Raw genomic sequence first — 25,127 nt, 5'->3', positions numbered from 1 at the left:
GCTTGAAGCTTGAGGCTTGCAACTGCTTTTCTAGAACTTCGGCATGCCGCCGCCCGGCATCATGCTGCCCATGCCGCGCATCATCTTGGCCATGCCACCCTTGGCGGTGAATTTCTTCATCATCTTCTGCATCTGTTTGTGCTGCTTGATCAGTCGGCCGATGTCCTGCACCTGGGTGCCGGAACCCATGGCGATGCGGCGCTTGCGCGAACCGCTGATGATTTCGGGGTCGCGGCGCTCGCCAGGCGTCATGGAGTTGATGATCGCCTCCATCTGCTTGAACTGCTTCTCCGCTGCGCCCTGGGCGCCGCCCATCTGCGACAGGTTGACGCCGCCCATCTGCGGCAGCTTGTCCATCAGGCCGCCGAGGCCGCCCATGCTCTTCATTTGCACGAGCTGGTCACGGAAGTCTTCGAGATCGAAGCCCTTGCCCTTCTTCAGCTTCTTGGTGAGCTTCTCGGCCTTGTCCCGGTCGAGGGTCTGCTCGGCCTGCTCGATCAGGCTGAGCACATCGCCCATGCCGAGGATGCGCGAGGCGATCCGCTCGGGATGGAACGGCTCGAGCGCTTCGCTCTTCTCGCCCATACCGATGAACTTGATCGGCTTGCCGGTGATCGCGCGAACCGACAGTGCGGCACCGCCACGGGCATCACCGTCGACCTTGGTCAGCACCACCCCGGTGAGCGGCAGGGCGTCATTGAAGGCCTTGGCAGTGTTGGCGGCGTCCTGACCGGTCATGGCATCGACCACGAACAGGGTCTCCACCGGCTTGACCGCCGCGTGCAGCGCCTGGATCTCGGCCATCATCTCGGCATCGATAGCCAGACGACCGGCGGTATCCACCAGCACCACATCGATGTATTTGAGCTTGGCTTCGCGGATCGCCGCTTCGGCGATGGCTACCGGCTTCTGGGTGATATCGGACGGAAAGAAGGTCACGCCGATGTCGCTGGCCAGGGTTTCCAGCTGTTTGATCGCCGCCGGACGATAGACGTCCGCCGACACCACCATCACGCTCTTCTTCTTGCGCTCCTTGAGGAAGCGCGCCAACTTGCCCACGGTGGTGGTCTTGCCCGCGCCCTGCAGACCGGCCATCAGCACGACCGCTGGCGGCGTGGTACTCAGGTCGAGGTCTTCGTTGGCCGCGCCCATGAGGCTTTCCAGCTCCAGGCGCACGATTTTCACGAATGCCTGGCCGGGCGTCAGGCTCTTCGATACTTCGGTGCCGACCGCACGATCCCTGACCCGGGCGACGAAGTCCTTGACCACGGGCAGCGCCACGTCGGCCTCGAGCAGCGCCATGCGCACTTCACGCAGGGTGTCCTTGATATTGTCCTCGGTCAGCTTGGCCTTGCCAGTGACGCTGCGCAGAGTCTGCGAGAGGCGATCTGTTAGATTTTCGAACATGCGCGTTCCTTTCAGGCCGTCGGGCCGGGATGGGCTGGCAGCAAACGGCGGATTATAACCAAGACTGCCCTGCTGTTGAGGCTTCTTTATCGGAGCCCCTGCGACATATGAGAGCGGATACCGTTTACGGTCTTTTGGCGGCAACCGTTGTGTGCCACACTCAGCGCCTTTCAGGCCTTGTCATTCAGGATCTATGCACCCTCTGTTGCCCAGCCTCGCCGCGGCCATTTTCTACTTTGGCGCCGCCAGCTATCAAGGCCTGCACCTGACCCGCCGCAGCACACCCAGCAAACGCCTGCTGGCGCTTCTTGGCGTCATCGCCCTGTTCTTCCACGGCGGCAGTCTGTTCATGCAGATGCACAACAGCGTCGGCCTGACTCTGGACTTCTTCAACACCGCCAGCCTGATCGCCTACACCGTAATCGTGCTCATTCTGCTGGCCAGCCAGCGTATGCCGGTAGAGAACCTGCTGCTGTTCCTCTTTCCCCTCGGCGGCCTGACGGTACTGTTCGCCCAGTTCATGCCCAGCGGCACCACCCAACCGCTGGAAGAAGGGCCCGGCATCCTCGCCCACATCCTGCTGTCGATCATGGCTTACGGCATGCTGACCATCGCCATGTTCCAGTCGCTGCTGCTACTGGTGCAGGATCATCAGCTCAAGCACAAGCACCCATCCGGGCTGATTCGCAACTTCCCGCCTCTGCAAACCATGGAGAGCCTGCTGTTCGGCTTCCTGTGGTGCGGCTGGGCGCTGCTGTCGCTATCGCTGCTGTCCGGGGCGATCTTCATCGACAACCTGTTTACCCAGCACCTGGTGCACAAGACCATCCTGTCCTGCTTCGCCTGGGTGGTATTCGCCGTGCTGCTGTGGGGCCGCCACCAGCTCGGCTGGCGTGGGCACAAGGCGATTCGCTGGACGCTGGCGGGGTTCTGCCTGCTGATGCTGGCATTCTTCGGCAGCAAGCTGGTTCGCGAATTCATCCTCCACATCTGACCGTGGACACGCCCTCCCTCATTCCTCAGTTGGCCCTGCTGCTTCTGCTGCTGGGCTGCGCGGCATTCTTCATCTGCGCGCGCACCGTGCTGTTCAGCCTCAATCGCTATCGGCTGCGCCACCGCGCCCGCCAGGGCCATCGCGCCGCCGCACGCCTGATCAAGTTGATGGATCAACCGCAACGCCTCTCCGCCACCCTGCGCATCGGCACGATCTGCAGCACCATGGCCGCTTCGGTAGCCGCCACGCTGCTGGCGCTGAGCCAAAGCGGTAATGCCATCCAGGTCATTTCACCGTTCGTGCTCACCCTGGCCGTGCTGATACTGGCGCATCCGCTCGGGCGCGTGCTGGCGATCCTGCCGACACACCTGTTTGCCTACCCGGCGAGCCGGCCACTGCTGCTCGTCAGTGTCGCGCTGTCTCCCCTGACCAGCCTGCTGCTGATCATCAGCCAGGCACTGCGCAGCCGAATCGGCAAACCCGTGGAGGGTGCGCAAAACGACAATCTCAGCCTGGAAGAGCTGCGCAGTGCACTACAGGCCGATGACCTGCCGCTCCCCAGAGAAAGACGCACCATGTTGCTGGGCGTGCTCGAACTGGATCGGGTCAACGTGAACGACATCATGATTCCCCGCCACGAAGTCGTCGGCATCGACCTGCAAGGCAGCGTGCCGCTGATCGAACAGATCCGCAACGCCTCGCACACGCGCCTGCCGGTATATCGCAACAGCCTCAACCAGATCGAAGGCATCCTGCATATGCGCCGCCTGGCGGGCCACAGTGAACTGGACGAAACGACCCTGCTGCAGGCCTGCGATGCGCCCTACTTCGTCCCGGAAGTCACGACGCTGGCAACCCAGTTGGTGAATTTCCAGCAGCACAAGTACCGCACCGGCATCGTCGTCGACGAGTACGGCGAGGCCATGGGTATCGTCACCCTGGAAGATATTCTGGAAGAGATCGTCGGCGACCTGAGCACGGTAGAAACCGCTCACCCGAGTGAATTTCACCCACTGGGAGATGGTACCTGGGCGATCAAGGGCAGCGCTTATCTACGCGAAGTGAACCGGGCATTGGGCTGGAACCTGCCAGTCGACGGGCCGAAAACCGTCAACGGCCTGGTGACCGAGGTACTGGAGAACATCCCGGCCAGCGCCGTATGCCTGCAAGTTGGCCATTACCGTCTGGAAATCCTCAAAGCCACCGACAGCCGGGTGCTCGAGGTGCGGGCCTGGGAATGCCAGCCGCAGTGAAACCAGTGGTCAGACCCTTCCCTTAAGCGATTAGACGCAACAAGGCGAGGGCGGGCGTAGGGTGGACGACGCTTCACCTGCGCGGCCCGATCCGTCCACCACTCTGCAATCGCATTGGTGGATGAAAAGAGCGTCATCCACCCTACGACAGGCCGCTCTCCCCTTTTACGATCGTACCTGCAGATCCGGGAGAGGTTCTTACAGTTCGACCTTGACCGCCTGCGCCGAACGCAGCGCCTTGGCGCGTGCGGCTTCCAGCGACTCGTCACGTGCCAGGGCCACGCCCATGCGACGCTGGCCACTGACTTCCGGTTTGCCGAACAGGCGCAGTGCGGTATCCGGCTCGGTGAGTGCCGCCCCCAGGTTGCCGAAGCTGACCTGTGTCGACTCGCCTTCCACCAGGATCACCGCCGATGCCGATGGGCCGAACTGGCGGATCGCCGGAATCGGCAGACCGAGGATGGCCCGTGCATGCAGGGCGAACTCGGACAGATCCTGAGAGATCAGGGTCACCAGGCCGGTGTCATGAGGACGCGGGGAGATTTCGCAGAACCACACCTGGTCGCCCTTGACGAACAGCTCGACGCCGAACAGACCGCGACCACCAAGGGAGCCGGTGACGGCCAGGGCGATACGTTCGGCCTCGGCACGCGCGGCCGGGCTCATCGCCTGGGGCTGCCAGGATTCCTGATAGTCGCCCTTCTCCTGGCGGTGACCAACCGGCGCACAGAAAGTGGTACCGCCAACGTGGCGCACGGTCAGCAGGGTGATTTCGTAATCGAAGTCGATAAAGCCCTCGACGATCACCCGGCCCTTGCCGGCACGGCCGCCGGCCTGGGCGTAATCCCAGGCCTTCTGCACGTCATCGGCACCTTTGAGCACCGACTGGCCCTTGCCCGACGAACTCATGATCGGTTTGACCACGCAGGGGAAACCGATGGCGCTGACGGCAGCCTGAAACTCTTCGAGGGAGTCGGCGAACTGATATGGCGACGTCGGCACGCCCAGTTCTTCGGCGGCCAGGCGACGGATGCCCTCACGGTTCATGGTCAGTTGCGCGGCACGGGCGCTGGGGATCACCGTATAGCCTTCGTTCTCCAGCTCGACCAGCGTGGCGGTGGCAATCGCTTCGATCTCCGGCACGATGTAATGCGGCTTCTCCAGCTCGATCACCGCGCGCAACGCCGCACCATCGAGCATGCTGATCACGTGACTGCGGTGCGCCACCTGCATGGCCGGTGCGTTGGCATAACGATCGACGGCGATCACTTCGACGCCGAGGCGCTGCAGCTCGATCACCACTTCCTTGCCGAGCTCGCCCGAGCCACACAGCAACACACGGGTCGCGCTGGGCGACAGAGGGGTTCCGATACGGGGCATAACAGGATCCTTGGGTAGCAGGAGAATTCAGACGACGATTTTAATCATGGGAGGCGTAGACCGCGAACAAAATCGCTGAGCCGTCAATCGCCCGGCCAACGCAAGGCTCTAGGGTCTGTTGACGTTTCAGCGCGAGCCGCGTTGCTGCGAGAAATCTCGCCAGGCTAGGCGGAGGACGCAGGGAATGGTTGTTCCCTTGCCAAGTCCTCCAACAACGCATGGCGAGATTTCCCGCGCAACCCGAAGGGCCGGGCCTGTTTTGCCGCGATGCTGCGTTTCTCGCCGGCTCATTTAGCCAGCTAAACTTCGCGGCTCGTGCCTTGCCTCGCGGCAAAACGGGCTCCGGCGCGGCCGTGCGTGAAACGTCAACAGACCCTAGGCGGCGGCGCAGCGCTTCCTCCAATCGATGGAGCTCACGGCTCTTTATTGATCCCGCGAATTGTCCTGGATCAGTGTGACCAGGTCAGGCCTCGTCTATGCTCAAAGTGGATGCCGTCGCTGCATCATCGACAAAGGCAGCGGCGTGGCTCCTGGCACGTACACTTTCCGAGGAGGCATCGCCATGGACGCTTTCCACATCATGATCGTGCTTTTGGTCAGTGGCTTTCTGCTGCTGGGAATCGGCTTCAACAACCGCGATCAGGAATGGGGCATCTGGCTGACCGGCCTGGGCGTGTTGTCGATGTTCGCGCCGCTGCTCTTCAAGGTATTCATCGAGTTCGGCTGAGCCTTGGCAGGTCGCTAGCTGCCGGCTTGCCAGCGCTGCAAGGACGCCTGATCGCTATCCCGCCCTTCGACCCAGCGCGAGCCGTCGGCGGTGTCTTCTTTCTTCCAGAACGGTGCCTGGGTTTTCAGGTAGTCCATGATGAACTCACAGGCCTGGAACGCCGCCTGCCGATGGGCGCTGGCCACGCCGACGAAGACGATCGGCTCGCCCGGTTCCAGGCGCCCGACGCGGTGAATCACCTCGACGCCCAGCAGCGGCCAGCGCTCACGTGCCTGGGCCTCGATACCTGCCAGGGCCTTTTCCGTCATACCGGGGAAATGCTCGAGAAACATCCCCGCCACGTCCCGACCGTCGTTGAAATCACGCACATAGCCGACGAAACAGGCCACCGCCCCGACACCGGTATTGGCCGCATGCACGGCATTGGTTTCCAGCCCGGGATCGAAAGCGGCCTGCTGCACGCGAATGCTCATCTCAGCCTCCGGTGACCGTGGGGAAGAACGCCACCGCATCGCCATCGACCAGCGGCTCGGTCAGCGCGCAGAGTTCTTCGTTACGCGCACACATCAGCCCACGCTCGGCCAGCACCTCCCAGGTGCCGCCTCGCGCCAGCAAATGCTGGCGCAGTTCGTCGAGGTTGGCAAAGTCCGGCTGCAACTCTTCGGCATCCAGCCCCAGGGTTTCGCGGTAACGAGCGAAGTACTGCACGCGGATCATCGTTCGCCCTCTCCCACCAGAAAATGGCCACTCATGCCACCGACCTTCTCCAGCAGGCGCACCTGCTCGATAACCATGCCACGATCCACGGCCTTGCACATGTCGTAAATGGTCAGCGCCGCGACACTGGCAGCGGTCAGCGCTTCCATTTCCACGCCGGTCTGGCCGGTGAGCTTGCAGCGCGCACGAATCAGCACCGCGTCGCCACCGTCGGCCTGCAGCTCGACCCTGACGCTGGTCAGCATCAGCGGGTGGCACAGCGGGATCAGATCCGAGGTTTTCTTCGCAGCCTGGATGCCGGCGATGCGCGCCACGGCGAATACGTCGCCCTTGGGATGTTCGCCGTCGACGATCATCTGCAGGGTCTCGGTACGCATGCGTACGCGCGCCTCGGCCACGGCCTCGCGCACGGTCTGCGCCTTGTCGCTGACGTCGACCATATTGGCGCGCCCCTGGGAGTCGAGATGGGTCAGCACAGGCAATCTCCAAGTAGAAACCTGGCGATTGTAGGCCCCGCGCCGGCCCATGCAAACCGTGGGCACCACAGAAAGCCCCCGGAGCCGCTCGACGGCTCCGGGCACAGGGTTACATGTGGCTTTCCGCGTACTCGGCCAGTATCGAGCGCGGAACGCCCTGCAGGGTGATGTGCACGCCGTGCTCGAAGCCTTTGAAGCGTTCGGTGAGGTAGGTCAAGCCTGAACTGGGAGCCGACAGATAGGGCGTGTCGATCTGCGCCAGGTTGCCCAGGCAGATCACTTTGGAGCCACTGCCAGCGCGGGTGATGATGGTTTTCATCTGGTGCGGCGTGAGGTTCTGGCACTCGTCGATCAGGATCAGGCTCTGCTGGAAGCTGCGCCCGCGAATGTAGTTCAGCGATTTGAACTGCAACGGCACCTTTTGCAGGATGTAGTCCACGCTGCCGTGGGTATTCTCGTCATCCATGTGCAGGGCTTCGAGGTTGTCGGTGATGGCGCCCAGCCAGGGTTCCATCTTCTCGGCCTCGGTACCGGGCAGGAAGCCGATTTCCTGATCCAGCCCCTGCACCGAGCGGGTGGCGATGATGCGCCGGTAGCGCTTGCTGACCATGGTCTGTTCGATGGCCGCAGCCAGCGCCAGAATGGTTTTACCCGAACCGGCGGCACCGGTCAGATTGACCAGATGGATATCCGGATCGAGCAGTGCATAGAGCGCCAGCGCCTGATAGATGTCTCGCGGTTTGAGGCCCCAGGCCTCCTGATGCAGCAGCGGCTCCTGGTGCAGATCGAGAATCAGCAGCTCGCCGCCTTCAACCTCCTTGACCCAGCCGACGAAACCCTGCTCGTCGATGATGAATTCATTGACATTCACTCCCGGCAGCTCCTCGCTCAGCTGCACGCGGTGCCAGGTACGACCATGGCCCTGACGGGTATCGACCTTGGCGACGCGATCCCAGAAGGCGCCGCTGACATTGTGGTAGCCCTTGGAGAGCAGCGAGATATCGTCGACCAGTTGATCGGTGTGGTAATCCTCGGAATCCAGACCGCAGCCACGCGCCTTCAGGCGCATGTTGATGTCCTTGGTCACCAGCACCACGGAGGTGCCCGGCCGGCGTGATTTCAGCTCGACCAGCTGGTTGATGATCTTGTTGTCGTTGAGGTCTTCCGGCAGCCAGGTGACGGGCGCTGCACTCTTGCTCATGAGGATCGACAGAAAACCGCTGGGGCCGCTCTTCTCGCGCTGGATCGGCACACCGTGTTCGACTTCCTCGGGGCTGGCGCCATCGAGAATCTTGTCGATCAGGCGAATGGCCTGGCGGCACTCGGCAGCGACACCCTGCTTGCCGGTCTTCAGCTTGTCCAGCTCCTCCAGCACCGTCATGGGAATGGCGACGTGGTGCTCCTGGAAATTGAGTAGCGCGTTGGGGTCGTGAATCAGGACATTGGTGTCGAGGGCGTACAAGGTTGGGGCGGTGGGCTTGATGCGTCCGTGGTCATCCATACTCGTCACCTCTTGTCGGATCCAGCGACGGAATGCCAGGACGGCGCTCCGCCACACAGGGCCACCGACTCCCCGACTGAACGGAGAGCTGCACACGGATGAGGGCCGAGGGCCGCCACCTGTCTGCAGGGTTCGGCGGTCTTTCAAGGCGTGGCCTGCGTCGACCGATCATCATGACCGGTTCGCCGTAGACCACACCTCGTTGATACTCCAAAAAATGTGACAGGAAAATGATCTTTTCAGCTTTTTTAATTTTATTTTACAGATAGACGAATGCCTCTTGGCGCTAGCGCAGCGCGCCGCTAAAGTCACAAGTCCAGCTGCGCCGTCAGGCGCCAGTCGTTCCGCCTCCTCCTCTGTCTGGTCAATCGGCTAGAATCGGCGCTCCGCTGAAGGAGACGACCTATGCTGATGGTGATTTCACCCGCCAAGACCCTGGATTACGACACCGCGCCGGTGACGTCCCGCTTCACCCAACCCGAGTTCCTCGACCACTCCCAAGCGCTCATCACCCAGCTGCGCGAATTCTCTCCGGCGCAGATTGCCGAACTGATGCATCTGTCGGACAAGCTCGCCGGCCTCAATGCCGCGCGTTTCGGCAGCTGGACGCCAGCCTTCGACACGCAGAACGCCAAGCAGGCGCTGCTGGCGTTCAAGGGCGATGTGTACACCGGCCTGGATGCGCAAAGCTTCGAAGAGGCGGATTTCGACTTCGCCCAACAGCACCTGCGCATGCTTTCCGGACTCTATGGCCTGCTGCGCCCACTGGATCTGATGATGCCCTACCGCCTGGAGATGGGCACCAAGCTGGCCAACGCCCGTGGCAAGGATCTCTACGCATTCTGGGGCGAGCACATCAGCGAGTGGCTGAACCAGGCACTGGAAGCCCAAGGCGACGATGTGCTGCTCAACCTGGCATCCAACGAATACTTCGGAGCGGTCAAGCGCAAGTTACTCAAGGCGCGCATCATCGACACCGAATTTAAGGATCTGAAGAACGGCCAGTACAAGATCATCAGCTTCTATGCCAAGAAGGCCCGTGGCCTGATGGCCCGCCATGTGATCAGGGAGCGTCTGAAAGATCCGCAGGATCTCAAGGATTTCGACGCTCAGGGTTACCGCTTCTCGGCCAAGGACTCCAGCGCCGACAAGCTGGTGTTCCTGCGCGATCACGCTGCGCAGTGATCGCCCGGCGGAAACATTCGCCAACCCCTGCAAGCGTGCCGAGGCAGCCAGGCTTGTGTAGGATTGGGGTACATTCGACGTTCAAGGTCTAGCGATGATTTTCGGCGCGATTCTGGTGCTCAGCTGGTTCATCCTGCTGATCCGCTACCCAGCCAAAGCTCTGCCCATTTCCCTTGCCGCGCTGGTCGGTCTGGGCCTGGTGGCGAGCTGGGTGCTGTGGCAGGAGAGCCGGGAAAATCGCCACCTGGCTCACCTCGAACTGCGCCTGACCCATGCGCCTGAAAGCTGCCCGGCGGATCGCCCATTGAGCCTGAACCTGCACAATGGCAGCGAAGCCGCACTGCTGGAGCTGCGCTGGCAGATAACCGCCTACCGGCCCGGCGACAGCGTCAACCTGGCGCAGCGGCTTTACGAAACCCCGCGCTACAGCGGCCCCGGCGAATTGCTGCCAGGCGCCGACTGGCAAACCTGCCTGCCCCTGCCTACTCTGCGTAGCGGCTACCGCGCCAGCACTCTGGAATTCCGTGCCGAACAGCTGCAAGGCACGTTCAGCCGCTGAGCCTGATCCCCCATGATCCTGACAATAACAAGCACAAGGATTCATCCATGAGCCATCCCACGGTTCTGATCACCGGCTGTTCCAGTGGCATCGGCCGCGCGCTGGCCGATACCTTTCTGCAGCAGGGCTACCAGGTCTGGGCCAGTGCCCGCAAAGAGGAAGACGTGGCGCGCCTGAGCGAAGCCGGTTTCAACGCCGTGCAGCTGGACGTGGACGACGCCGCCGCTGTCGAGCGGCTGGCAGCGACGCTCAAGGAACGAATAGACGGCCTGGACGTGCTGATCAACAACGCCGGCTATGGCGCCATGGGCCCACTGCTCGATGGCGGTGCTCCGGCGCTGCGCCGGCAATTCGAAACCAACGTGTTCTCCATCGTCGGCGTGACCCGCGCGCTGTTCCCCTTGCTGCGCCAGAGCAAAGGGCTGGTGGTGAACATCGGCAGCGTCTCCGCAGTACTGGTCACGCCATTCGCAGGTGCCTACTGCGCCTCCAAGGCCGCCGTACACGCACTCAGCGATGCCTTGCGTCTCGAACTGGCGCCCTTCGGGGTCGGCGTGCTGGAAGTGCAACCCGGCGCCATCGAATCGAGCTTCGGTACCCATGCCAGTCGCCAGGCCGAGCAGTTGATCGGCGAGCACTCACCCTGGTGGCCCATGCGTGAAGGCATCCGCGCGCGCGCCATGGCGTCCCAGGACAATCCGACACCGGCCAGCCATGTCGCACGCAATGTGTTCGCCGCCGTCACCAGCCGCAAGCGGCCGCGGGTGCTGCGCCTCGGCAATGGCAGCCGCGCACTGCCGCTGCTCGCCGCTCTGCTGCCTGGCGCACTGCTGGATCGAGTGCTGAGCCGTCGCTTCGGCCTGGATCGCGCCTTGTAGAACCCCGCGTCAGCGGCGAGACTCAGCCTTCAACCTTTCGCACTGGGCCGTGCCGCCATGCCTCCATCCCATCTGCCCGTCGCCATGACTCGCTACGCCAGCGTCGGTGTCGTGGCCGCCATACTGCTCAACCTGCTGCTGCGCAGCTTCGTGAAACTCGGCGGCGTGCTGGCCACTCTGGTGATAGCCGCCAGCGTCGCGGCACTGATGGCCTTGTTGTTCGCCTGGCAGCAGCGCCGCCCGCCAACCCGAGGTGAGCGCCGTCGCCTGGTGTGGCTGTATGGCGGCATGCTCGCGCTGCTGTATGCCGGCCTGCTGACCATGATGACGCTGCAGGACGCGCCCAGCCCGATGGGCGTGGTGATCTTCGCCCTGCATTACCTGAGTTATCCACTGCTCGCGCAGATGCTGTTTTCGGAGCGAATCTTCAAGCGCATGCCATGATCAGGCCGTACCAGCGGCGCATCGCTTTACTGGCAATGCAGGTGGTCATCTACCTGATCAATGCGCACCACCGCAGCAGCGCCGGGATGTGTGCCGACAGGCCAAACGCGAGAGCGACCCCGTCTGAAAGGTCGAACACCCGTTCACTCGACCGGTCGCACCTGACATCACTCTCGGTAAACGGGCGCACTCATGGAGTACATCGATTGGCTGCAATGGCCGGCCATGCTGGTCACCGTCGCCGCTGCCTGGCTGGTCGCCTCCAAACAGCGCCAGCGGCGCAATCTGGGGTTCTGGGTATTCATGGCCAGCAATGTGCTGTGGATCATCTGGGGCCTTTACAGCCAAGCGTATGCACTGATCGTGCTGCAACTGTGCCTGGCGGCCATGAATATTCGCGGCGCGATCAAGACTGAAGACAAATGAACGGTGCCCCTGACGCGGGGGCATCAGCCGTATCCGAGCTGCCAATCCAGCTCAGGCTGTGAGACCATCTGCGGCTTGCCATCGCATTCATCCCGCCATGCCGAACCCTGCTTTTGACTTCAGAGAGCTCGCCTGATGCCAAACATCCTGCACCTGCAGCAGGCCGACTGGCGCGGCGATTTCGATGATGGCGCGCTGCGTCGTGGCCAGGATTACGCCACCCGCGGCCTGAGCCGCCTGGTCAGCCTCAAGGATCACAGCCTGCTCGCCAGTTGTCTGGGCAGCGGCGAGTGGCCGTACCAGCAACGCATCACCCTGCATCCCTACGGCCAGGGCTGGAGCGTGACCGGTCATTGCAGTTGCCCAGTGGGATTCAACTGCAAGCACGTAGCCGCGGCCCTGCTCACCCTGGAGGCACGTCAGCGCTCCGGCGAGGATCTCGGCTCGCTGATCATCGTCGAGAAACCGATGGAGGAAATCCTCCTCGACGATGTGCAGCCACAACCGGTGCTGACCCTCGGCAGCCACGTGCGCGTGCACTTCGATGCGCGCAAGGGCCGCATGCTGGAGCAGACTCAACACCGGGCGGCGCTGGCCTTCGACTATCAGGGCCATAGCGCGGCGGGCAAACCGGTCAAGGATCTGCTGTTTCGCCTAGGCCCCACGCGCCAGCTACGCATCGTGCGCGATGCAGCGCGCGAAGCAGAACTGCGTCGTCGCCTGGAAGACAGCGGCTTACGAACGGCCCTGCGACAGAGCGAGGCCCTGGCCCAGCACCCCGGCGAGCACTTCGAGCTGCAGGGTGATGCGGCCTGGCTGGCCTTCATGCAGCAACAGGTACCGGTGCTGAGCGCAGAGGGCTGGCGTGTCGAGATCCAGCCCGACTTTCAGTACAACCTCGCGCAGATCGACGACTGGTATGCCGATGTCGACGAGGTTCCCGAGCACGGCTGGTTCGACCTGGAGCTGGGTATCGAGGTCGAAGGGCAGCGCATCAGCCTGCTACCCATCCTGCTCCAGGCCATTCGTCGCACGCCCTGGCTGCTCTCCGGCGAAGCCCTGGCCCAGCGCCAGGACGAGGAACTGCTGCTGGTCACCCTGCCCCATAGCCAGCGGCGCGTGGCGCTGCCCTACGCGCGGCTCAAGCCCTTGCTGGCGGCGCTGGGTGAACTGTTCATCGGTGACGGCGAAGACATCGGCACCCGAGTGCGCTTGCCACGCGCCGATGCGACGCGCCTCAATGTCCTGCAGCAAGGCCCGGCGCTGAACTGGCATGGCGGCACCGAGCTTCGCGACTTCGCCCAGCGTCTGCAGCACACCACCCAGCAAACGGTGAGCGCCCCGGACGATCTGGCAGCACAACTGCGGCCCTACCAGTTGCAGGGGCTGGGCTGGATGCAGGCCTTGGCCGAGCTGGAGGTCGGCGGCGTACTGGCCGACGACATGGGTCTCGGTAAAACCCTGCAGACCCTGGCGCACATCCTTCTGGAGAAGCAGCTCGGTCGCCTGCAGCACCCAGCCCTGATCGTCATGCCCACCAGCCTGATCCCTAACTGGCAGGACGAGGCCGCCCGTTTCGCGCCGACACTCAAGGTGCTGGCCTTGCATGGCAGCAAGCGGCGCAGCCAGTTCAAACTGATCGGCGAACACGACATCGTGCTCACCACCTATGCACTGCTGCCGCGCGACCTCAAGGCGCTGACCGCGCAGCGCTTTCATCTGCTGATCCTCGACGAAGCCCAGAGCATCAAGAACCCGCGCAGCAAGGCAGCCCTCGCCGCGGGCCAGATTATCGCCCGCCAGCGCCTGTGCCTGAGCGGGACGCCGCTGGAGAATCACCTGGGCGAGCTGTGGTCGCTGTTCAACTTCCTGATGCCTGGCTGGCTTGGCGACAGCAAGAGCTTCACCCGCAACTATCGCACCCCCATCGAGAAGCACGGCAACGAACAGCGCCTGGCGCACCTGCGCGGGCGCATCAAACCCTTCGTGCTGCGGCGCAAGAAGGAACAGGTGGCGCGCGAGCTGCCGCCCAAGACCGAGATCACCCAATGGGTGGAACTGACGCCGGCGCAGCGCGACCGCTACGAAATCCTGCGCCTGGCCATGGATCGCAAGGTGCGTGAAGAAATCACCCGCCAGGGCCTGGCACGCAGCCAGATCGTGATCCTCGAGGCACTGTTGCGTCTGCGTCAAGTGTGCTGCGACCTACGCCTGCTGAACGAGGCGCCTGACGATCTGGGCAGCAGCGATTCGGGCAAACTCGGCAGCCTGCTGGAGATGCTCGAAGCGCTGATCAGTGAAGGCCGCCGGGTACTGCTATTCTCCCAGTTCACCTCGATGCTCGCGCTGATCGAGGCCGAGCTGCAGGCCCGCGGCATCGCCTATGCCAAACTCACCGGTAGCACCCGTGACCGGCGCACGCCGGTGCAACAGTTCCAGGCGGGACAGTTTCCGGTCTTTCTGATCAGCCTCAAGGCCGGTGGCTCAGGCCTCAACCTCACCGCCGCCGACACCGTGATCCACTTCGATCCCTGGTGGAACCCGGCTGCCGAAGCCCAGGCCAGCGACCGCGCCTACCGGATCGGCCAGGACAAGCCGGTGTTCGTCTACAAGCTGATCGCCCGGGGCAGCGTTGAAGAGAAGATCCAGCAGCTGCAGCACGCCAAGGCCAGCCTGGCTCGCGGCCTGCTGGAAGAAGGCGGCAGCCAGGCGCAATGGCAGCTCAGCGAAGACGATCTGCAGGCGCTGTTCGCTCCGCTGAGTGACTGAAAAGCGCCGTCACTTCTCGGAATAGTTGTCGCCAACCACTTCGCCGGTGGCGTCGATGGCCTTGCTGGACGGAAACTTGTACGAGGCGAAGCGCACCGCCAGCACCGACAGCGCCAGGAAGAAGATGCCGCCACACAGGTACAGCAGGCCGATATCCGGTGCCTTGTGATGGGACACATCGCCGATCAGGTAGCGGGTCAGCGCGGTGATGGCGATGTACAGCAGAAAGCGGATCGGCAGATGATTGGTCTTGAAGTAAATGCCGACCATCGCCCCCAGCTCCAGGTATATGAACAGCAGCAGAATGTCGTCCACGCTGGCACTGCCCTTCTCGAGCATGCCCAGAAAGGCCGCGACCGACGCCCAGGCAGTAGCGCCGCCAATGACGAACAAACCCAGGTAGTGAAAGCCCTCGACGAACAGGTTGCCGATCGAATTCGCCCCCTTGTGCATCTGCTTGCGGCTGTTATCTACCCACTTCATATGCTTCCCCTTTAACGATCGATGCAGTCGAAACGCAGCATCATGGCGCGTCTGCGTGACATTCCCATGCAGGAACAAGACCAGTGAAGCTGGCCAGAATGACTGCCATGGCACAGAGAAGCCTGCCGCCACCGAAAAGGCACGGAAGCGGCAAGGCGAGGCACGTGACAAGATGCCGCGCACACAGAGAATCATGTTTACCCTGTTCAAACGCAGTGCGGTTCATTATGCTTGCTAAAACTGTATGCATGAACAGTATATTTTCAACTATTAGCGTGAAGGCGTAGAGGTGATGAATGGCCGTCGAAGTGGTGTACCGCAGCAGTCGCGATCCGGAGCATTTATTTATGGATAAAGCCGAAGCCGATCGTCACGACAAGATGCTGGAGCTGGCAGAACTGCTCAGCGAAGTGCTGCAGAAGGCGGTACCGTCCCTCAGCGAGGAACAGGGTGAGGAGCTGGGCATTTACATGGCCAGAAACCGCGATGTGTTCGCCAAGGCATTCAAGAATCAGCCCGATGCCCTCGCTGAGCTCAGTAGCGAACCGAAAGCAGAATGATGGCTGGCCGGCGCTGCACAGATCGCCGGCAACATATCCTCAGCTATCAGTTCTGGACGGCGCACGCGCGCGCGGTTAAAACAGGGTCACCTACAGGAGGTGACCATGAGCGCACGCGACCACTGCCTTGCCTGTCTGAACACCGAGCAGCCAGCGCTCTTCGAAGCAGCGCTGTGGGTCGCTGCCGAACACGATATGGCAGTGCAGCCCAGGCAAGTACTGCATGAGCTCGACAACCTACGGCATCAGGTCGATGCCGGGCTTCCCACCTATCCCCCACAGGAACTCGCGCAACCCTTGTTGCGCCGCCTCAACGACCTGCATTTCTACGAAGACGACGACAACCCGGCGCGGCCACAGGCGGCACTGCTGCACAAGGTGCTACAGCGCCGTCGCGGCCAGCCCTTGAGCATCGCATTGATCGCCCTGGAGCTGGCACGCCGTCTGAACATCCCACTGCAGGGCGTCAACTTTCCCGGTTACTTCCTGTTGCGTGTACCCGGTGCCGACCACCTGCTCGATCCATGTGGCGGGCGCCGGCTCTATACCCGCGACTGTCGCGAACTGCTGCTGCGCTACATAGGCCCTCGGGCTCAACTGAACGCCGAGCACATGCTGGCCTGCGACGCACGCAGCATGATCGTGCGCCTGTCGCGCAATCTTCGCCATTTGCATCTGCAGGAAAACGACTACTTGTCCGCCCTGAAAGATGCCGAACGCGTGCTGCAGCTGGCACCACCGAACGTCGGCGATCATCTGGCCAGAGCGGATCTTTACCAACGTCTGGATTGCCCACAGGCGGAGCGTTTCGATGTCCAGCGTGCCCTGCTGCTGTGCGATGACCCTGCTCTACATGTCCGGCTGGGTGATCGCCTGCGCCAGTTGAGCGCAAATACCGCCCTGCACTGATCCAGCCCTGCTGCCCTTGCTCGGTCAGCAGAAAGCGAGTGCGCAGCGCATCGTATTCATTTCAATACACCGTATCCAAAACGACACAAAGCTTGCCAGGAGCGACATCAGGGGGCTTGGCTGACGCTTGCAGGGAAGTGCCGAGCGCGTCGTATCGAAATCGATACACAAGACTGCAAAAGAACTCACGAATATATTTAACGCATTGATTTTTAAGATAAAAATAACATGGCACTTACTTTGCTAAAGGTTTCCCTAATAGTCGCGCCCGCATAGATGGGCACACAGACCACCAAGGAGTCCCCATGAGCGAATTGCGTTTTACCGTCGAGCACGAATGGCTGCGTCAGGAGGCCGACGGCCTGGTCACTGTGGGTATCACCGCCTACGCTCAAGACGCACTGGGTGATGTGGTATTCGTGCAGTTGCCCGACCTGCAGGCCTATGCCGCTGGCGAAGAAGTGGCGGTGCTGGAGTCGGTGAAGGCAGCCAGCAACATCGACATGCCGCTCGATGGTGAAGTGGTCGAAGTGAACGCCGACCTCGAAGCCAGTCCCGAGCTGGTCAATGCCGAACCGCTGGGACAAGGCTGGTTCTTCCGCTTCCGCCCAACCGACGCTGCTGCGCTGGCCGGCCTGCTCGATCAGGACGCCTACGAGCGCCTGCTCAACGCCAAAGCCGACGCTTGAGAGAAAACCATGACCGACTTGACCACCCGCAACGAATTCATCGCACGCCACATCGGCCCACGCGAGCAAGACACCGCTGCCATGCTCGAGACCCTCGGCTTCAGCGACCTCGACGCCCTGACCGCCAGCGTCATCCCGGGTAGCATCAAAGGCACCAGTGTGCTGCCGGCTGGCGACGGCCAGAGCGAAGCCGAAGCGCTGGCCGCCATCAAGGCCATCGCGGGTAAAAATCAGCTGTTTCGCAACTACATTGGCCAGGGCTACTACGGCACCCACACGCCTTCGCCGATCCTGCGCAACCTGCTGGAAAATCCCGCCTGGTACACCGCCTACACACCCTACCAGCCGGAAATTTCCCAGGGGCGCCTGGAATCGCTGCTGAATTTCCAGACCCTGATCAGCGACCTCACCGGCCTGCCTATCGCCAATGCTTCGCTGCTCGACGAAGGCACCGCCGCCGCCGAGGCCATGACCTTCTGCAAGCGCCTGTCGAAGAACAAGGCTGCCAATGCCTTCTTCGCTTCCCAGCACTGTCACCCGCAGACCCTCGACGTGTTGCGCACCCGCGCCGAGCCGTTGGGGATCGAGGTCGTGGTCGGCGACGAAGCCACCATCGACGATGCCAGCGCTTTCTTCGGCGCCCTGTTGCAGTACCCGGCGAGCAATGGCGATATCTTCGATTACCAGCAGGTGGTCGAGCGCTTCCACAGCGCCAATGCCCTGGTGGCCGTGGCGGCCGATCTGCTGGCCTTGACCCTGTTGCAAGCGCCAGGCGAGTTCGGCGCCGACGTGGCCCTCGGTAGCGCCCAGCGCTTCGGCGTGCCGCTGGGCTTCGGTGGCCCACACGCGGCCTACTTCGCCACCCGCGACGCCTTCAAACGCGACATGCCAGGCCGCCTGGTCGGCCTGTCGGTGGATCGCTTCGGCAACCCGGCCCTGCGTCTGGCCATGCAGACTCGCGAACAACATATCCGCCGCGAGAAGGCCACCAGTAACATCTGCACCGCTCAGGTGCTGCTGGCCAACATCGCCGCCATGTACGCCGTCTACCACGGCCCCCAGGGGCTTGCCCGGATCGCCAAGCGCGTACACCAGTTGACCCTGATCTTCGCCCGCGGCCTGCATACGCTCGGCCTGCAGATCGAGCAACAAGCGTTCTTCGATACTCTGACCCTGCGCACCGCCGAGCAGACCGCTGCGCTGCACGAGAAAGCGCATGCAGCCGGCATCAACTTTCGTGAAGTGGACGCCGAGCGCATCGGCCTGTCGTTCGACGAAACCACCACCCAGGGTGATATCGAGCAACTCTGGGCGCTGTTCGCCAACGGCAAGTCACTGCCGGACTTCGATGCGCTCGCCAAAGCGGCCGACAGCCAGCTGCCAGTTGCACAACTGCGTCAGTCAGCAATCCTCGAGCACCCGGTATTCAATCGCTACCACTCGGAAACCGAGCTGATGCGCTATCTGCGCAAGCTCGCCGACAAGGATCTGGCCCTGGATCGCAGCATGATCCCGCTGGGTTCCTGCACCATGAAGCTGAATGCGGCCAGCGAGATGATTCCCATCACCTGGGCAGAATTCGGCAACCTGCACCCCTTCGCCCCGGCCGAGCAGAGCGCCGGCTATCAGCAGCTGACCGACGAGCTGGAAGCCATGCTCTGCGCTGCAACCGGCTACGACGCCGTGTCGCTGCAGCCCAACGCCGGCTCCCAGGGCGAATACGCCGGCTTGCTGGCGATCCGCGCCTATCACCAGAGCCGCGGCGACGATAAGCGCGACATCTGTCTGATCCCGCAATCGGCCCATGGCACCAACCCGGCAACCGCCCATATGGCTGGCATGCGCGTGGTCGTGACCGCCTGCGACGCCCGCGGCAACGTCGACATCGATGACCTGCGGGCCAAGGCCGAGCAGCACCGCGATCAGTTGGCAGCGATCATGATCACCTACCCGTCCACCCACGGCGTGTTCGAGGAAGGCATCCGCGAAATCTGCGCCATCGTCCACGACAACGGTGGCCAGGTGTACATCGACGGCGCCAACATGAACGCCATGGTCGGCCTCTGCGCACCGGGCAAGTTCGGTGGCGACGTCTCGCACCTCAACCTGCACAAGACCTTCTGCATTCCCCATGGCGGCGGTGGCCCAGGTGTCGGCCCGATCGGCGTGAAATCCCACTTGGCGCCGTTCCTGCCCGGCCACGCACACATGCAGCGCAAGATCGGCGCGGTCAGCGCCGCGCCATTCGGCAGCGCCAGCATCCTGCCCATCACCTGGATGTACATCCGCATGATGGGCGGCACCGGCCTGCGCCTGGCGTCGCAGATGGCGATCCTCAATGCCAACTACATCGCCCGCCGCCTGGAGGAGCACTATCCGGTGCTGTACAGCGGTGAAGGCGGCCTGGTGGCTCACGAGTGCATTCTCGATCTGCGTCCGTTGAAGGACAGCAGCGGCATCAGCGTCGATGACGTGGCCAAGCGCCTGATCGACTTCGGCTTCCATGCGCCCACCATGTCCTTCCCGGTGGCCGGCACGCTGATGATCGAGCCGACCGAAAGCGAGTCCAAGCAGGAGCTGGATCGTTTCTGCGACGCCATGATCGCCATCCGCGAGGAAATTCGCGCGGTCGAGCGTGGCGAATTGAATATCGATGACAACCCGCTGAAGAACGCCCCGCACACCGCCGCCGAACTGGTCGGTGAGTGGACGCACCCATACAGTCGCGAACAGGCGGTCTACCCGACCCGCAGCCTGATCGACGGCAAGTACTGGCCAGCGGTTGGCCGGGTCGACAACGTGTTCGGCGACCGCAACCTGGTCTGCGCCTGCCCGCCCATCGAGGCTTACCAGGACGCGTGATCGCGCCTGGGCTGCCGACCGGTTCGGCAGCCCGATCCCTATACGCCCGCACGCTGTTGCGGGCCGCTCACAGCCTATACAGGAGAGCGCAATGACCACTGAAATTCTGGCGAAAACTCCCCTCCACGCACTGCACCTGGAACTGGGGGCGCGCATGGTGCCGTTCGCCGGTTACGAGATGCCGGTGCAATACCCGCTCGGCGTGATGAAGGAACATCTGCACACCCGCGAAGCCGCGGGTCTGTTCGATGTCTCGCACATGGGACAGATCATCCTGCGCGGTGCCGATGCCGCCAAGGCGCTGGAAAGCCTGGTGCCCGTGGATATCGTCGATCTGCCCGTGGGTACTCAGCGCTATGCCATGTTCACAGACGAGAACGGCGGCATCCTCGACGACCTGATGGTTGCCAACCTGGGCGACGACACCCTGTTTCTGGTCGTCAATGCGGCCTGCAAGCACCAGGATCTGATGCACCTGCAGCAGCACATCGCCAACCAGTGCCAGATCGAGCCGCGCTTCGAGCGCGCCCTGCTCGCCTTGCAGGGCCCCAAGGCCGTCGACGTGCTCACGCGCCTGGCGCCGGAAGTCGCGCAGATGACCTTCATGCAATTCGCTGCCGTGCGCCTGCTCGGGGTCGATTGCTACGTCAGCCGCTCGGGATACACCGGTGAAGACGGCTTCGAAATATCGGTACCCGCCGCGCACGCAGAAACCCTGGCACGCAGCCTGCTGGCCGAGCCGGAAGTGCAAGCGATTGGCCTGGGTGCCCGAGATTCGCTGCGCCTGGAGGCAGGGCTGTGTCTGTACGGGCACGACATGAGCGAGGAAACCACACCTGTCGAGGCAAGCCTGCTATGGGCGGTTTCCAAAGTACGCCGTGCTGACGGTACACGCCCTGGTGGCTTCCCTGGCGCCGAGCGGATCTTCTCACAGCAGCGCGAGGGCGTCAGCCGCAAGCGTGTAGGCTTGCTGCCTCAGGAGCGAACACCGGTACGAGAAGGCGCGGAGCTGGTGAACGCCGACGGCGAAATCATCGGCCAGGTATGCAGTGGTGGTTTCGGCCCGAGCCTGGCCGCGCCACTGGCCATGGGTTACGTACAGAGCAGTCACGTAGCGGTCGACAGCGAGGTGTGGGCGATGGTGCGCGGTAAACGCGTTGCCATGAAGGTCGCCAAGACGCCGTTCGTGGCGCAGCGCTACTACCGGGGATAGGGTCTATTGGCTCTTCAGCACGCCTCTCATCACCGCTCGGGCAGCAGCTTCTGCCGCCCGACCTCTGCTGTCAGCCTGCGTCCAGGCAACTGCGCTTGTTGCTGAAGGCTTCCCGGCGCATATCTCGCACATCCAGCGAAATACTCTCGACATCAGGCAAGCGTTCTACCAGTGAGCGCACGATAGCCATCGACAGCGTTTTCTTCTGCTCGTCCGTACGGCCGGCCAGCAGATAAAAAATCACGTGCACGAAATCATTCTGGCTGCCACCGACACTGAAGTGCTCGTAAAGGCTTAGGCGCACCTTCACTTCGCCCTCCTTGAACAAACCTGTGCCCATCGCGGCATCGTGAACCAGCGCTACCAACTCCTCGGGATCGAGCGACTTTTCCAGCGAGCGTGCGCCCTCGATAAGACAATGCGGCATGGGATTTTCCGCCCTGATAAATATCGTCATACGTTATCACACAACATTTCTTATTAATTCGCCTGCGGCCCAGGTCGTATGCTCGACCCTATGCAGACACATAAAAATAAGCCGCTTCGATAACTGCAAGCCCACAGAATACGCGGCCTTTCCCATATTACGGGATCGCCGCTGAAGCATCGGAAACGGTTCTGACGGAACTTTTTATCGGAGTGCGTTGACAAGCCGATTGAGAGCTGCAGATAATCAGCGCCAATGTTGTATGACAACAAGCCTTATAAAAACAAAAAAGGTTGCACCATGAAGACTGTCGCCTTAACTCTTTCCGCACCACTCCAGCTCGCCTCGGATTTCATTGCCCAGCTTGTCGCATTCATCTCGATACCTGCGCGCCACTTATTCGCCGACGGCTAGGGCCTGAAGCAGAGTCCTGCGCGTTCGCGCGCCGGTCTGTCGCCCTGCACAGGGCTATCCATACCTTCCTCACGGCATGTTGATCACTGATCGGCAGAGGATGGCTTGTTCAAAAAATGGGAGCACAACAACAATGACAACACGCAAAATCATCTCGCTGGGCTTGCTCAGTGCCGGTAGCATGGCCCTCGCCCTGCCCCTCGCAGCTCAGGCCGAAGGCTTCGTCGAAGACGCCAAGGTCTCCTTGAACCTGCGCAACTTCTACATCAACCGCAACTTCACCAACCCGACCAACCCCCAGAGCAAAGCCGAAGAGTGGACGCAGAGCTTCATCCTCGACGCCCGTTCCGGCTATACCCCTGGCGTAGTCGGCTTCGGCGTCGACGCACTGGGCATGCTCTCGCTCAAGCTCGATGGCGGTGGCGGCACCTACGGCACCGGCCTGCTACCGCGCCATGACGATGGTCGCCCGGCGGATGATTACGGCCGCCTGGCCCTTGCCGCCAAAGCAAAAATCTCCAAGACCGAACTGAAAGTCGGCGAATGGATGCCAGTGCTGCCGATCCTGCGCTCGGACGATGGCCGTTCCCTGCCGCAAACCTTCGAGGGCGCACAGCTCACCTCCAACGAAATCGCCGGTCTGACCTTGTATGGCGGCCAGTTCCGCCAGAACAGCGAACGCAACAACGCCAGCATGGAAGACATGACCTACGGTGTGCCCGGTCGTGCCGCCGGGGTGTCCGACCGCTTCAACTTCGTCGGCGGCGAATACAAGTTCAATGACGATCGCACCCTGATCGGTCTGTGGGGCGCCGAGCTCAAGGACGTCTACGAGCAGCAGTACCTGCAACTGACCCACAGCCAACCCATCGGTGACTGGACTCTGGGTGCCAACCTCGGCTACTTCCAGGGCGAAGACGACGGCTCCGCCCGCGCCGGCAAGCTGGACAACAAGACCTACTCCGGCCTGTTCTCCGCCAAGTACGGTAACAACACCGTCTTCGTCGGCCTGCAGAGAGTCAGCGGCGACACCGGCTGGATGCGCGTCAACGGCACCAGTGGCGGCACCCTGGCCAACGATAGCTACAACTCCAGCTACGACAACGCCAAGGAGAAATCCTGGCAGGTGCGTCATGACTTCAACTTCGCCGGCCTGGGCATTCCGGGTCTGACCCTGATGAACCGTTACATCAGCGGCGACAACATCCAGACCGCCACCACCAACGACGGCAAGGAATGGGGCCGCGAGACCGAGCTGGCCTACGTGATCCAGAGCGGTGCCTTCAAGAACCTGAGCATGCGCTGGCGTAATGCGAGCATCCGTCGCGACTTCAGCAACAACGAGTTCGACGAGAACCGCCTGATCTTCAACTACCCGCTGTCGATCCTGTAAACGTACATCGCATCGCTTTACTCCAGTGTCATGGCATATTTGGCCCGTCCTCGTGACGGGCTTTTTTATGCAGCCAGCAAAAGCGACGCGCCATGAGTGCCACGCTGCTTTGGTTTAAACTGCCGCGCCCGGCAAACGATAGCGCCCCATGACCCCGGCCAACCTCACCTTTCTGCACCAGCACCTGAATCACGCCCTGGATGAAGTACCAGCGCAAACCCGTCGCCTGTTCCATGGCCGTGGCCGCTGCTGGGAAGGACTTGAACACATCACCGTCGACTGGCTGCAGGGCATCGTGTTGGTGTGCCTGTTCAGGGAGCCGCCTGCAGACGAGCTCGAGGCATTACAGGCGATGCTGCTGCAGCTGAGTCAGTCCGGCGAGTGGCAGCGCAGCAAGGCCCATAGCCTGCTGTTGCAACATCGTTATCAGACCGACAGCCCGATGCAGTGCCTGGTGGGTGAGTTACCCGAGGAATGGGTCATCGTGGAAGACGATCTGCGCTTTCTGCTCGACCTGGGTCGCAAGCAGAACACCGGCCTGTTTCTCGACATGCGCCTGGGGCGGCGCTGGGTACGCGAAAATGCCAAAGGCCAGCGGGTACTCAACCTGTTCGCCTACACCTGCGGGTTTTCCATCGCGGCGATTGCTGGCGGTGCCGAGCAGGTCGTGAATCTGGATATGGCCAAGGCAGCCTTGAGCCGCGGCCGCGACAACCATCGCCTCAATGGGCACGACCTGAGTCGAGTCAGCTTTCTCGGCCACGAACTGTTCAAGTCCTGGGGCAAGGTGAAACGCCATGGCCCCTATGACCTGATCATCATCGACCCACCGTCCTTCCAGAAAGGCAGCTTCGCCCTCACCCGTGATTACCAGAAGATCCTGCGCAAGCTACCCGAACTGCTCAGCGCCGAGGGGCGCGTGCTGGCCTGCATCAACGATCCAACCGTTGGCAGTGACTTCCTGATCGCCGGCATGGCCGCAGAAGCACCCGAACTGCACTTCGAGCGACGCCTGGAAAACCCGCCGGAATTCCCGGACAGTCAACCCGAAGGTGGACTCAAGGCGCTTCTGTTCAGCCGCTCCTGAACCAGTCCCATAGCCCTAGCGAAAAGCCGGAAAACAGGTTGATGCCCAAGGCTGACTTGATCAGATAGAGGAACAGCAGACCGACCAGCAGCGATACCATGATAAATACGCTGACACCCACTGCCTTGGCTGTCAGCGATAAATCTTGCTGAGCTCGGCTGAGATCGCGCTTGTTGCGCCCGGCCAACAGTACGAAGTAATAGCGCCAACGCCACAGCTTGAGCGTACCACGCAGATCCAGGCGATGGCGCCCCCACTGACGCGCCCCGAAGGCTACCTGCAGCGCGTCGAGTTGCTCGGCACTGAAGGAGTCCTTGAGATCATCGGGCAGACGCTCCTTGAGGCCCTTGATGAAGGGATCCTGCTCATCCATG

At 62.2% G+C, this 25,127-nt stretch carries 25 protein-coding genes; 16 read left to right on the top strand and 9 right to left on the bottom strand.

The window, feature by feature from the left end:
• Nucleotides 1–30 precede the first annotated feature (30 nt).
• Entirely contained in the window at nt 31–1,407 is a 1,377-nt protein-coding gene (gene ffh, locus DNK06_RS09625; RefSeq protein WP_131179810.1) for a signal recognition particle protein, read from the bottom strand.
• A 193-nt stretch (nt 1,408–1,600) separates the two neighbouring features.
• Here ffh and DNK06_RS09620 point away from each other — a divergent pair, with 193 nt between their 5' ends.
• Entirely contained in the window at nt 1,601–2,401 is an 801-nt protein-coding gene (locus DNK06_RS09620; RefSeq protein ID WP_131179809.1) for a cytochrome C assembly family protein, read from the top strand.
• 2 nt (nt 2,402–2,403) lie between these two features.
• Nucleotides 2,404–3,654 (top strand): HlyC/CorC family transporter, encoded by a 1,251-nt coding sequence (locus tag DNK06_RS09615; protein WP_131179808.1) that lies wholly within the window; start codon nt 2,404–2,406, stop codon nt 3,652–3,654.
• 198 nt (nt 3,655–3,852) lie between these two features.
• Here the strand turns inward: DNK06_RS09615 and purT are convergent, their stop codons facing one another.
• Nucleotides 3,853–5,034 (bottom strand): formate-dependent phosphoribosylglycinamide formyltransferase, encoded by a 1,182-nt coding sequence (gene purT / locus DNK06_RS09610; protein ID WP_131179807.1) that lies wholly within the window; start codon nt 5,032–5,034, stop codon nt 3,853–3,855.
• A 562-nt stretch (nt 5,035–5,596) separates the two neighbouring features.
• Here purT and DNK06_RS25090 point away from each other — a divergent pair.
• A complete protein-coding gene (locus tag DNK06_RS25090) occupies nt 5,597–5,761 on the top strand; it encodes a hypothetical protein (RefSeq protein WP_165493640.1) in 165 nt (54 codons plus the stop codon).
• Nucleotides 5,762–5,775: 14 nt separating this feature from the next.
• Here DNK06_RS25090 and moaE read toward each other — a convergent pair whose 3' ends face one another.
• The 4 genes from moaE to DNK06_RS09585 all read right to left on the bottom strand — a co-directional run bounded on the left by moaE (nt 5,776) and on the right by DNK06_RS09585 (nt 8,455).
• A complete protein-coding gene (moaE, locus tag DNK06_RS09600; protein WP_131179805.1) occupies nt 5,776–6,234 on the bottom strand; it encodes a molybdopterin synthase catalytic subunit MoaE in 459 nt (152 codons plus the stop codon).
• Between the two features lies 1 nt (nt 6,235).
• Nucleotides 6,236–6,478, bottom strand: a complete 243-nt coding sequence (locus DNK06_RS09595) for a MoaD/ThiS family protein (RefSeq protein ID WP_131179804.1) — start codon at nt 6,476–6,478, stop codon at nt 6,236–6,238.
• Entirely contained in the window at nt 6,475–6,954 is a 480-nt protein-coding gene (gene moaC / locus DNK06_RS09590) for a cyclic pyranopterin monophosphate synthase MoaC (RefSeq protein ID WP_131179803.1), read from the bottom strand. Before moaC ends, DNK06_RS09595 begins: the two co-directional genes overlap by 4 nt.
• 109 nt (nt 6,955–7,063) lie before the next feature.
• On the bottom strand, nt 7,064–8,455 hold the full coding sequence (locus tag DNK06_RS09585; protein WP_131179802.1) for a PhoH family protein: 1,392 nt from the start codon (nt 8,453–8,455) through the stop codon (nt 7,064–7,066).
• Between the two features lie 405 nt (nt 8,456–8,860).
• On the opposite strand from DNK06_RS09585, the gene yaaA reads away from it, so the two are divergent.
• The 6 genes from yaaA to DNK06_RS09555 all read left to right on the top strand — a co-directional run bounded on the left by yaaA (nt 8,861) and on the right by DNK06_RS09555 (nt 14,716).
• The gene (gene yaaA / locus DNK06_RS09580; protein ID WP_131179801.1) at nt 8,861–9,640 is read left to right on the top strand and encodes a peroxide stress protein YaaA; all 780 of its coding nucleotides are present in this window, start codon (nt 8,861–8,863) and stop codon (nt 9,638–9,640) included.
• A 94-nt stretch (nt 9,641–9,734) separates the two neighbouring features.
• Nucleotides 9,735–10,199 carry a multidrug transporter gene (locus tag DNK06_RS09575; protein ID WP_131179800.1) on the top strand — a complete coding sequence of 155 codons (465 nt, stop codon included), beginning with the start codon at nt 9,735–9,737 and terminating at the stop codon, nt 10,197–10,199.
• A gap of 47 nt (nt 10,200–10,246) precedes the next feature.
• Nucleotides 10,247–11,077 (top strand): SDR family oxidoreductase, encoded by an 831-nt coding sequence (locus tag DNK06_RS09570; RefSeq protein WP_131179799.1) that lies wholly within the window; start codon nt 10,247–10,249, stop codon nt 11,075–11,077.
• Between the two features lie 57 nt (nt 11,078–11,134).
• Entirely contained in the window at nt 11,135–11,521 is a 387-nt protein-coding gene (locus DNK06_RS09565; RefSeq protein ID WP_131179798.1) for a hypothetical protein, read from the top strand.
• 192 nt (nt 11,522–11,713) lie between these two features.
• Nucleotides 11,714–11,947 (top strand): YgjV family protein, encoded by a 234-nt coding sequence (locus DNK06_RS09560; RefSeq protein WP_131179797.1) that lies wholly within the window; start codon nt 11,714–11,716, stop codon nt 11,945–11,947.
• Nucleotides 11,948–12,082: 135 nt separating this feature from the next.
• A complete protein-coding gene (locus DNK06_RS09555; protein WP_131179796.1) occupies nt 12,083–14,716 on the top strand; it encodes a DEAD/DEAH box helicase in 2,634 nt (877 codons plus the stop codon).
• 9 nt (nt 14,717–14,725) lie between these two features.
• Here DNK06_RS09555 and DNK06_RS09550 read toward each other — a convergent pair whose 3' ends face one another.
• The gene (locus tag DNK06_RS09550) at nt 14,726–15,199 is read right to left on the bottom strand and encodes a phosphate-starvation-inducible protein PsiE (RefSeq protein WP_131179795.1); all 474 of its coding nucleotides are present in this window, start codon (nt 15,197–15,199) and stop codon (nt 14,726–14,728) included.
• Nucleotides 15,200–15,495: 296 nt separating this feature from the next.
• Here DNK06_RS09550 and DNK06_RS09545 point away from each other — a divergent pair, with 296 nt between their 5' ends.
• The 5 genes from DNK06_RS09545 (at nt 15,496) to gcvT (ending at nt 21,432) form a co-directional block, all read left to right on the top strand.
• Entirely contained in the window at nt 15,496–15,759 is a 264-nt protein-coding gene (locus DNK06_RS09545; RefSeq protein WP_131179794.1) for a YebG family protein, read from the top strand.
• A gap of 105 nt (nt 15,760–15,864) precedes the next feature.
• Nucleotides 15,865–16,668 carry a SirB1 family protein gene (locus DNK06_RS09540; protein WP_131179793.1) on the top strand — a complete coding sequence of 268 codons (804 nt, stop codon included), beginning with the start codon at nt 15,865–15,867 and terminating at the stop codon, nt 16,666–16,668.
• A gap of 305 nt (nt 16,669–16,973) precedes the next feature.
• Nucleotides 16,974–17,357 (top strand): glycine cleavage system protein GcvH, encoded by a 384-nt coding sequence (gene gcvH, locus DNK06_RS09535; protein ID WP_131179792.1) that lies wholly within the window; start codon nt 16,974–16,976, stop codon nt 17,355–17,357.
• Between the two features lie 9 nt (nt 17,358–17,366).
• Nucleotides 17,367–20,219, top strand: coding sequence for an aminomethyl-transferring glycine dehydrogenase (gene gcvP, locus DNK06_RS09530; RefSeq protein ID WP_131179791.1), 2,853 nt, complete (start codon nt 17,367–17,369; stop codon nt 20,217–20,219).
• Between the two features lie 91 nt (nt 20,220–20,310).
• The gene (gene gcvT / locus DNK06_RS09525; RefSeq protein ID WP_131179790.1) at nt 20,311–21,432 is read left to right on the top strand and encodes a glycine cleavage system aminomethyltransferase GcvT; all 1,122 of its coding nucleotides are present in this window, start codon (nt 20,311–20,313) and stop codon (nt 21,430–21,432) included.
• A 70-nt stretch (nt 21,433–21,502) separates the two neighbouring features.
• Here the strand turns inward: gcvT and DNK06_RS09520 are convergent, their stop codons facing one another.
• Entirely contained in the window at nt 21,503–21,859 is a 357-nt protein-coding gene (locus DNK06_RS09520) for a 5-carboxymethyl-2-hydroxymuconate Delta-isomerase (RefSeq protein ID WP_131179789.1), read from the bottom strand.
• Between the two features lie 547 nt (nt 21,860–22,406).
• Between DNK06_RS09520 and DNK06_RS09515 the strand changes: the two genes are divergently transcribed.
• Both DNK06_RS09515 and DNK06_RS09510 read left to right on the top strand, forming a co-directional pair.
• Nucleotides 22,407–23,666, top strand: coding sequence for an OprD family porin (locus tag DNK06_RS09515; protein ID WP_131179788.1), 1,260 nt, complete (start codon nt 22,407–22,409; stop codon nt 23,664–23,666).
• Between the two features lie 148 nt (nt 23,667–23,814).
• Nucleotides 23,815–24,753: a class I SAM-dependent methyltransferase gene (locus DNK06_RS09510; protein WP_131179787.1), complete on the top strand. Its 939-nt coding sequence runs from the start codon at nt 23,815–23,817 to the stop codon at nt 24,751–24,753.
• Here the strand turns inward: DNK06_RS09510 and DNK06_RS09505 are convergent.
• The gene (locus DNK06_RS09505) at nt 24,740–25,126 is read right to left on the bottom strand and encodes a 3-phosphoshikimate 1-carboxyvinyltransferase (protein WP_423228051.1); all 387 of its coding nucleotides are present in this window, start codon (nt 25,124–25,126) and stop codon (nt 24,740–24,742) included. The genes DNK06_RS09510 and DNK06_RS09505 overlap by 14 nt on opposite strands.
• Between the last annotated feature and the right edge of the window lies 1 nt (nt 25,127).

The organism is Phytopseudomonas daroniae (assembly GCF_004327285.1).
Lineage (GTDB): Bacteria > Pseudomonadota > Gammaproteobacteria > Pseudomonadales > Pseudomonadaceae > Aquipseudomonas > Aquipseudomonas daroniae.
The sequence above is the reverse complement of the archived record's forward strand: the minus strand, read 5'-3'. Positions and strand labels throughout refer to the sequence as shown.

Excerpts from the sequence above, each read along its gene's own strand:
- DNK06_RS09510 (WP_131179787.1), top strand. The coding sequence starts at position 23,815 with ATGACCCCGGCCAACCTCACCTTTCTGCACCAGCACCTGAATCACGCC.
- moaE (WP_131179805.1), bottom strand. The coding sequence starts at position 6,234 with ATGAGCATTCGCGTGCAGCAGGCCGCTTTCGATCCCGGGCTGGAAACC.
- gcvP (WP_131179791.1), top strand. The coding sequence starts at position 17,367 with ATGACCGACTTGACCACCCGCAACGAATTCATCGCACGCCACATCGGC.
- DNK06_RS09575 (WP_131179800.1), top strand. The coding sequence starts at position 9,735 with ATGATTTTCGGCGCGATTCTGGTGCTCAGCTGGTTCATCCTGCTGATC.
- DNK06_RS09595 (WP_131179804.1), bottom strand. The coding sequence starts at position 6,478 with ATGATCCGCGTGCAGTACTTCGCTCGTTACCGCGAAACCCTGGGGCTG.
- purT (WP_131179807.1), bottom strand. The coding sequence starts at position 5,034 with ATGCCCCGTATCGGAACCCCTCTGTCGCCCAGCGCGACCCGTGTGTTG.
- DNK06_RS09585 (WP_131179802.1), bottom strand. The coding sequence starts at position 8,455 with ATGGATGACCACGGACGCATCAAGCCCACCGCCCCAACCTTGTACGCC.
- DNK06_RS09620 (WP_131179809.1), top strand. The coding sequence starts at position 1,601 with ATGCACCCTCTGTTGCCCAGCCTCGCCGCGGCCATTTTCTACTTTGGC.
- ffh (WP_131179810.1), bottom strand. The coding sequence starts at position 1,407 with ATGTTCGAAAATCTAACAGATCGCCTCTCGCAGACTCTGCGCAGCGTC.
- DNK06_RS09560 (WP_131179797.1), top strand. The coding sequence starts at position 11,714 with ATGGAGTACATCGATTGGCTGCAATGGCCGGCCATGCTGGTCACCGTC.
- DNK06_RS09540 (WP_131179793.1), top strand. The coding sequence starts at position 15,865 with ATGAGCGCACGCGACCACTGCCTTGCCTGTCTGAACACCGAGCAGCCA.
- DNK06_RS25090 (WP_165493640.1), top strand. The coding sequence starts at position 5,597 with ATGGACGCTTTCCACATCATGATCGTGCTTTTGGTCAGTGGCTTTCTG.
- DNK06_RS09505 (WP_423228051.1), bottom strand. The coding sequence starts at position 25,126 with ATGGATGAGCAGGATCCCTTCATCAAGGGCCTCAAGGAGCGTCTGCCC.
- gcvH (WP_131179792.1), top strand. The coding sequence starts at position 16,974 with ATGAGCGAATTGCGTTTTACCGTCGAGCACGAATGGCTGCGTCAGGAG.
- DNK06_RS09545 (WP_131179794.1), top strand. The coding sequence starts at position 15,496 with ATGGCCGTCGAAGTGGTGTACCGCAGCAGTCGCGATCCGGAGCATTTA.
- gcvT (WP_131179790.1), top strand. The coding sequence starts at position 20,311 with ATGACCACTGAAATTCTGGCGAAAACTCCCCTCCACGCACTGCACCTG.
- DNK06_RS09565 (WP_131179798.1), top strand. The coding sequence starts at position 11,135 with ATGCCTCCATCCCATCTGCCCGTCGCCATGACTCGCTACGCCAGCGTC.
- DNK06_RS09555 (WP_131179796.1), top strand. The coding sequence starts at position 12,083 with ATGCCAAACATCCTGCACCTGCAGCAGGCCGACTGGCGCGGCGATTTC.
- DNK06_RS09515 (WP_131179788.1), top strand. The coding sequence starts at position 22,407 with ATGACAACACGCAAAATCATCTCGCTGGGCTTGCTCAGTGCCGGTAGC.
- DNK06_RS09520 (WP_131179789.1), bottom strand. The coding sequence starts at position 21,859 with ATGCCGCATTGTCTTATCGAGGGCGCACGCTCGCTGGAAAAGTCGCTC.
- DNK06_RS09570 (WP_131179799.1), top strand. The coding sequence starts at position 10,247 with ATGAGCCATCCCACGGTTCTGATCACCGGCTGTTCCAGTGGCATCGGC.
- DNK06_RS09550 (WP_131179795.1), bottom strand. The coding sequence starts at position 15,199 with ATGAAGTGGGTAGATAACAGCCGCAAGCAGATGCACAAGGGGGCGAAT.
- yaaA (WP_131179801.1), top strand. The coding sequence starts at position 8,861 with ATGCTGATGGTGATTTCACCCGCCAAGACCCTGGATTACGACACCGCG.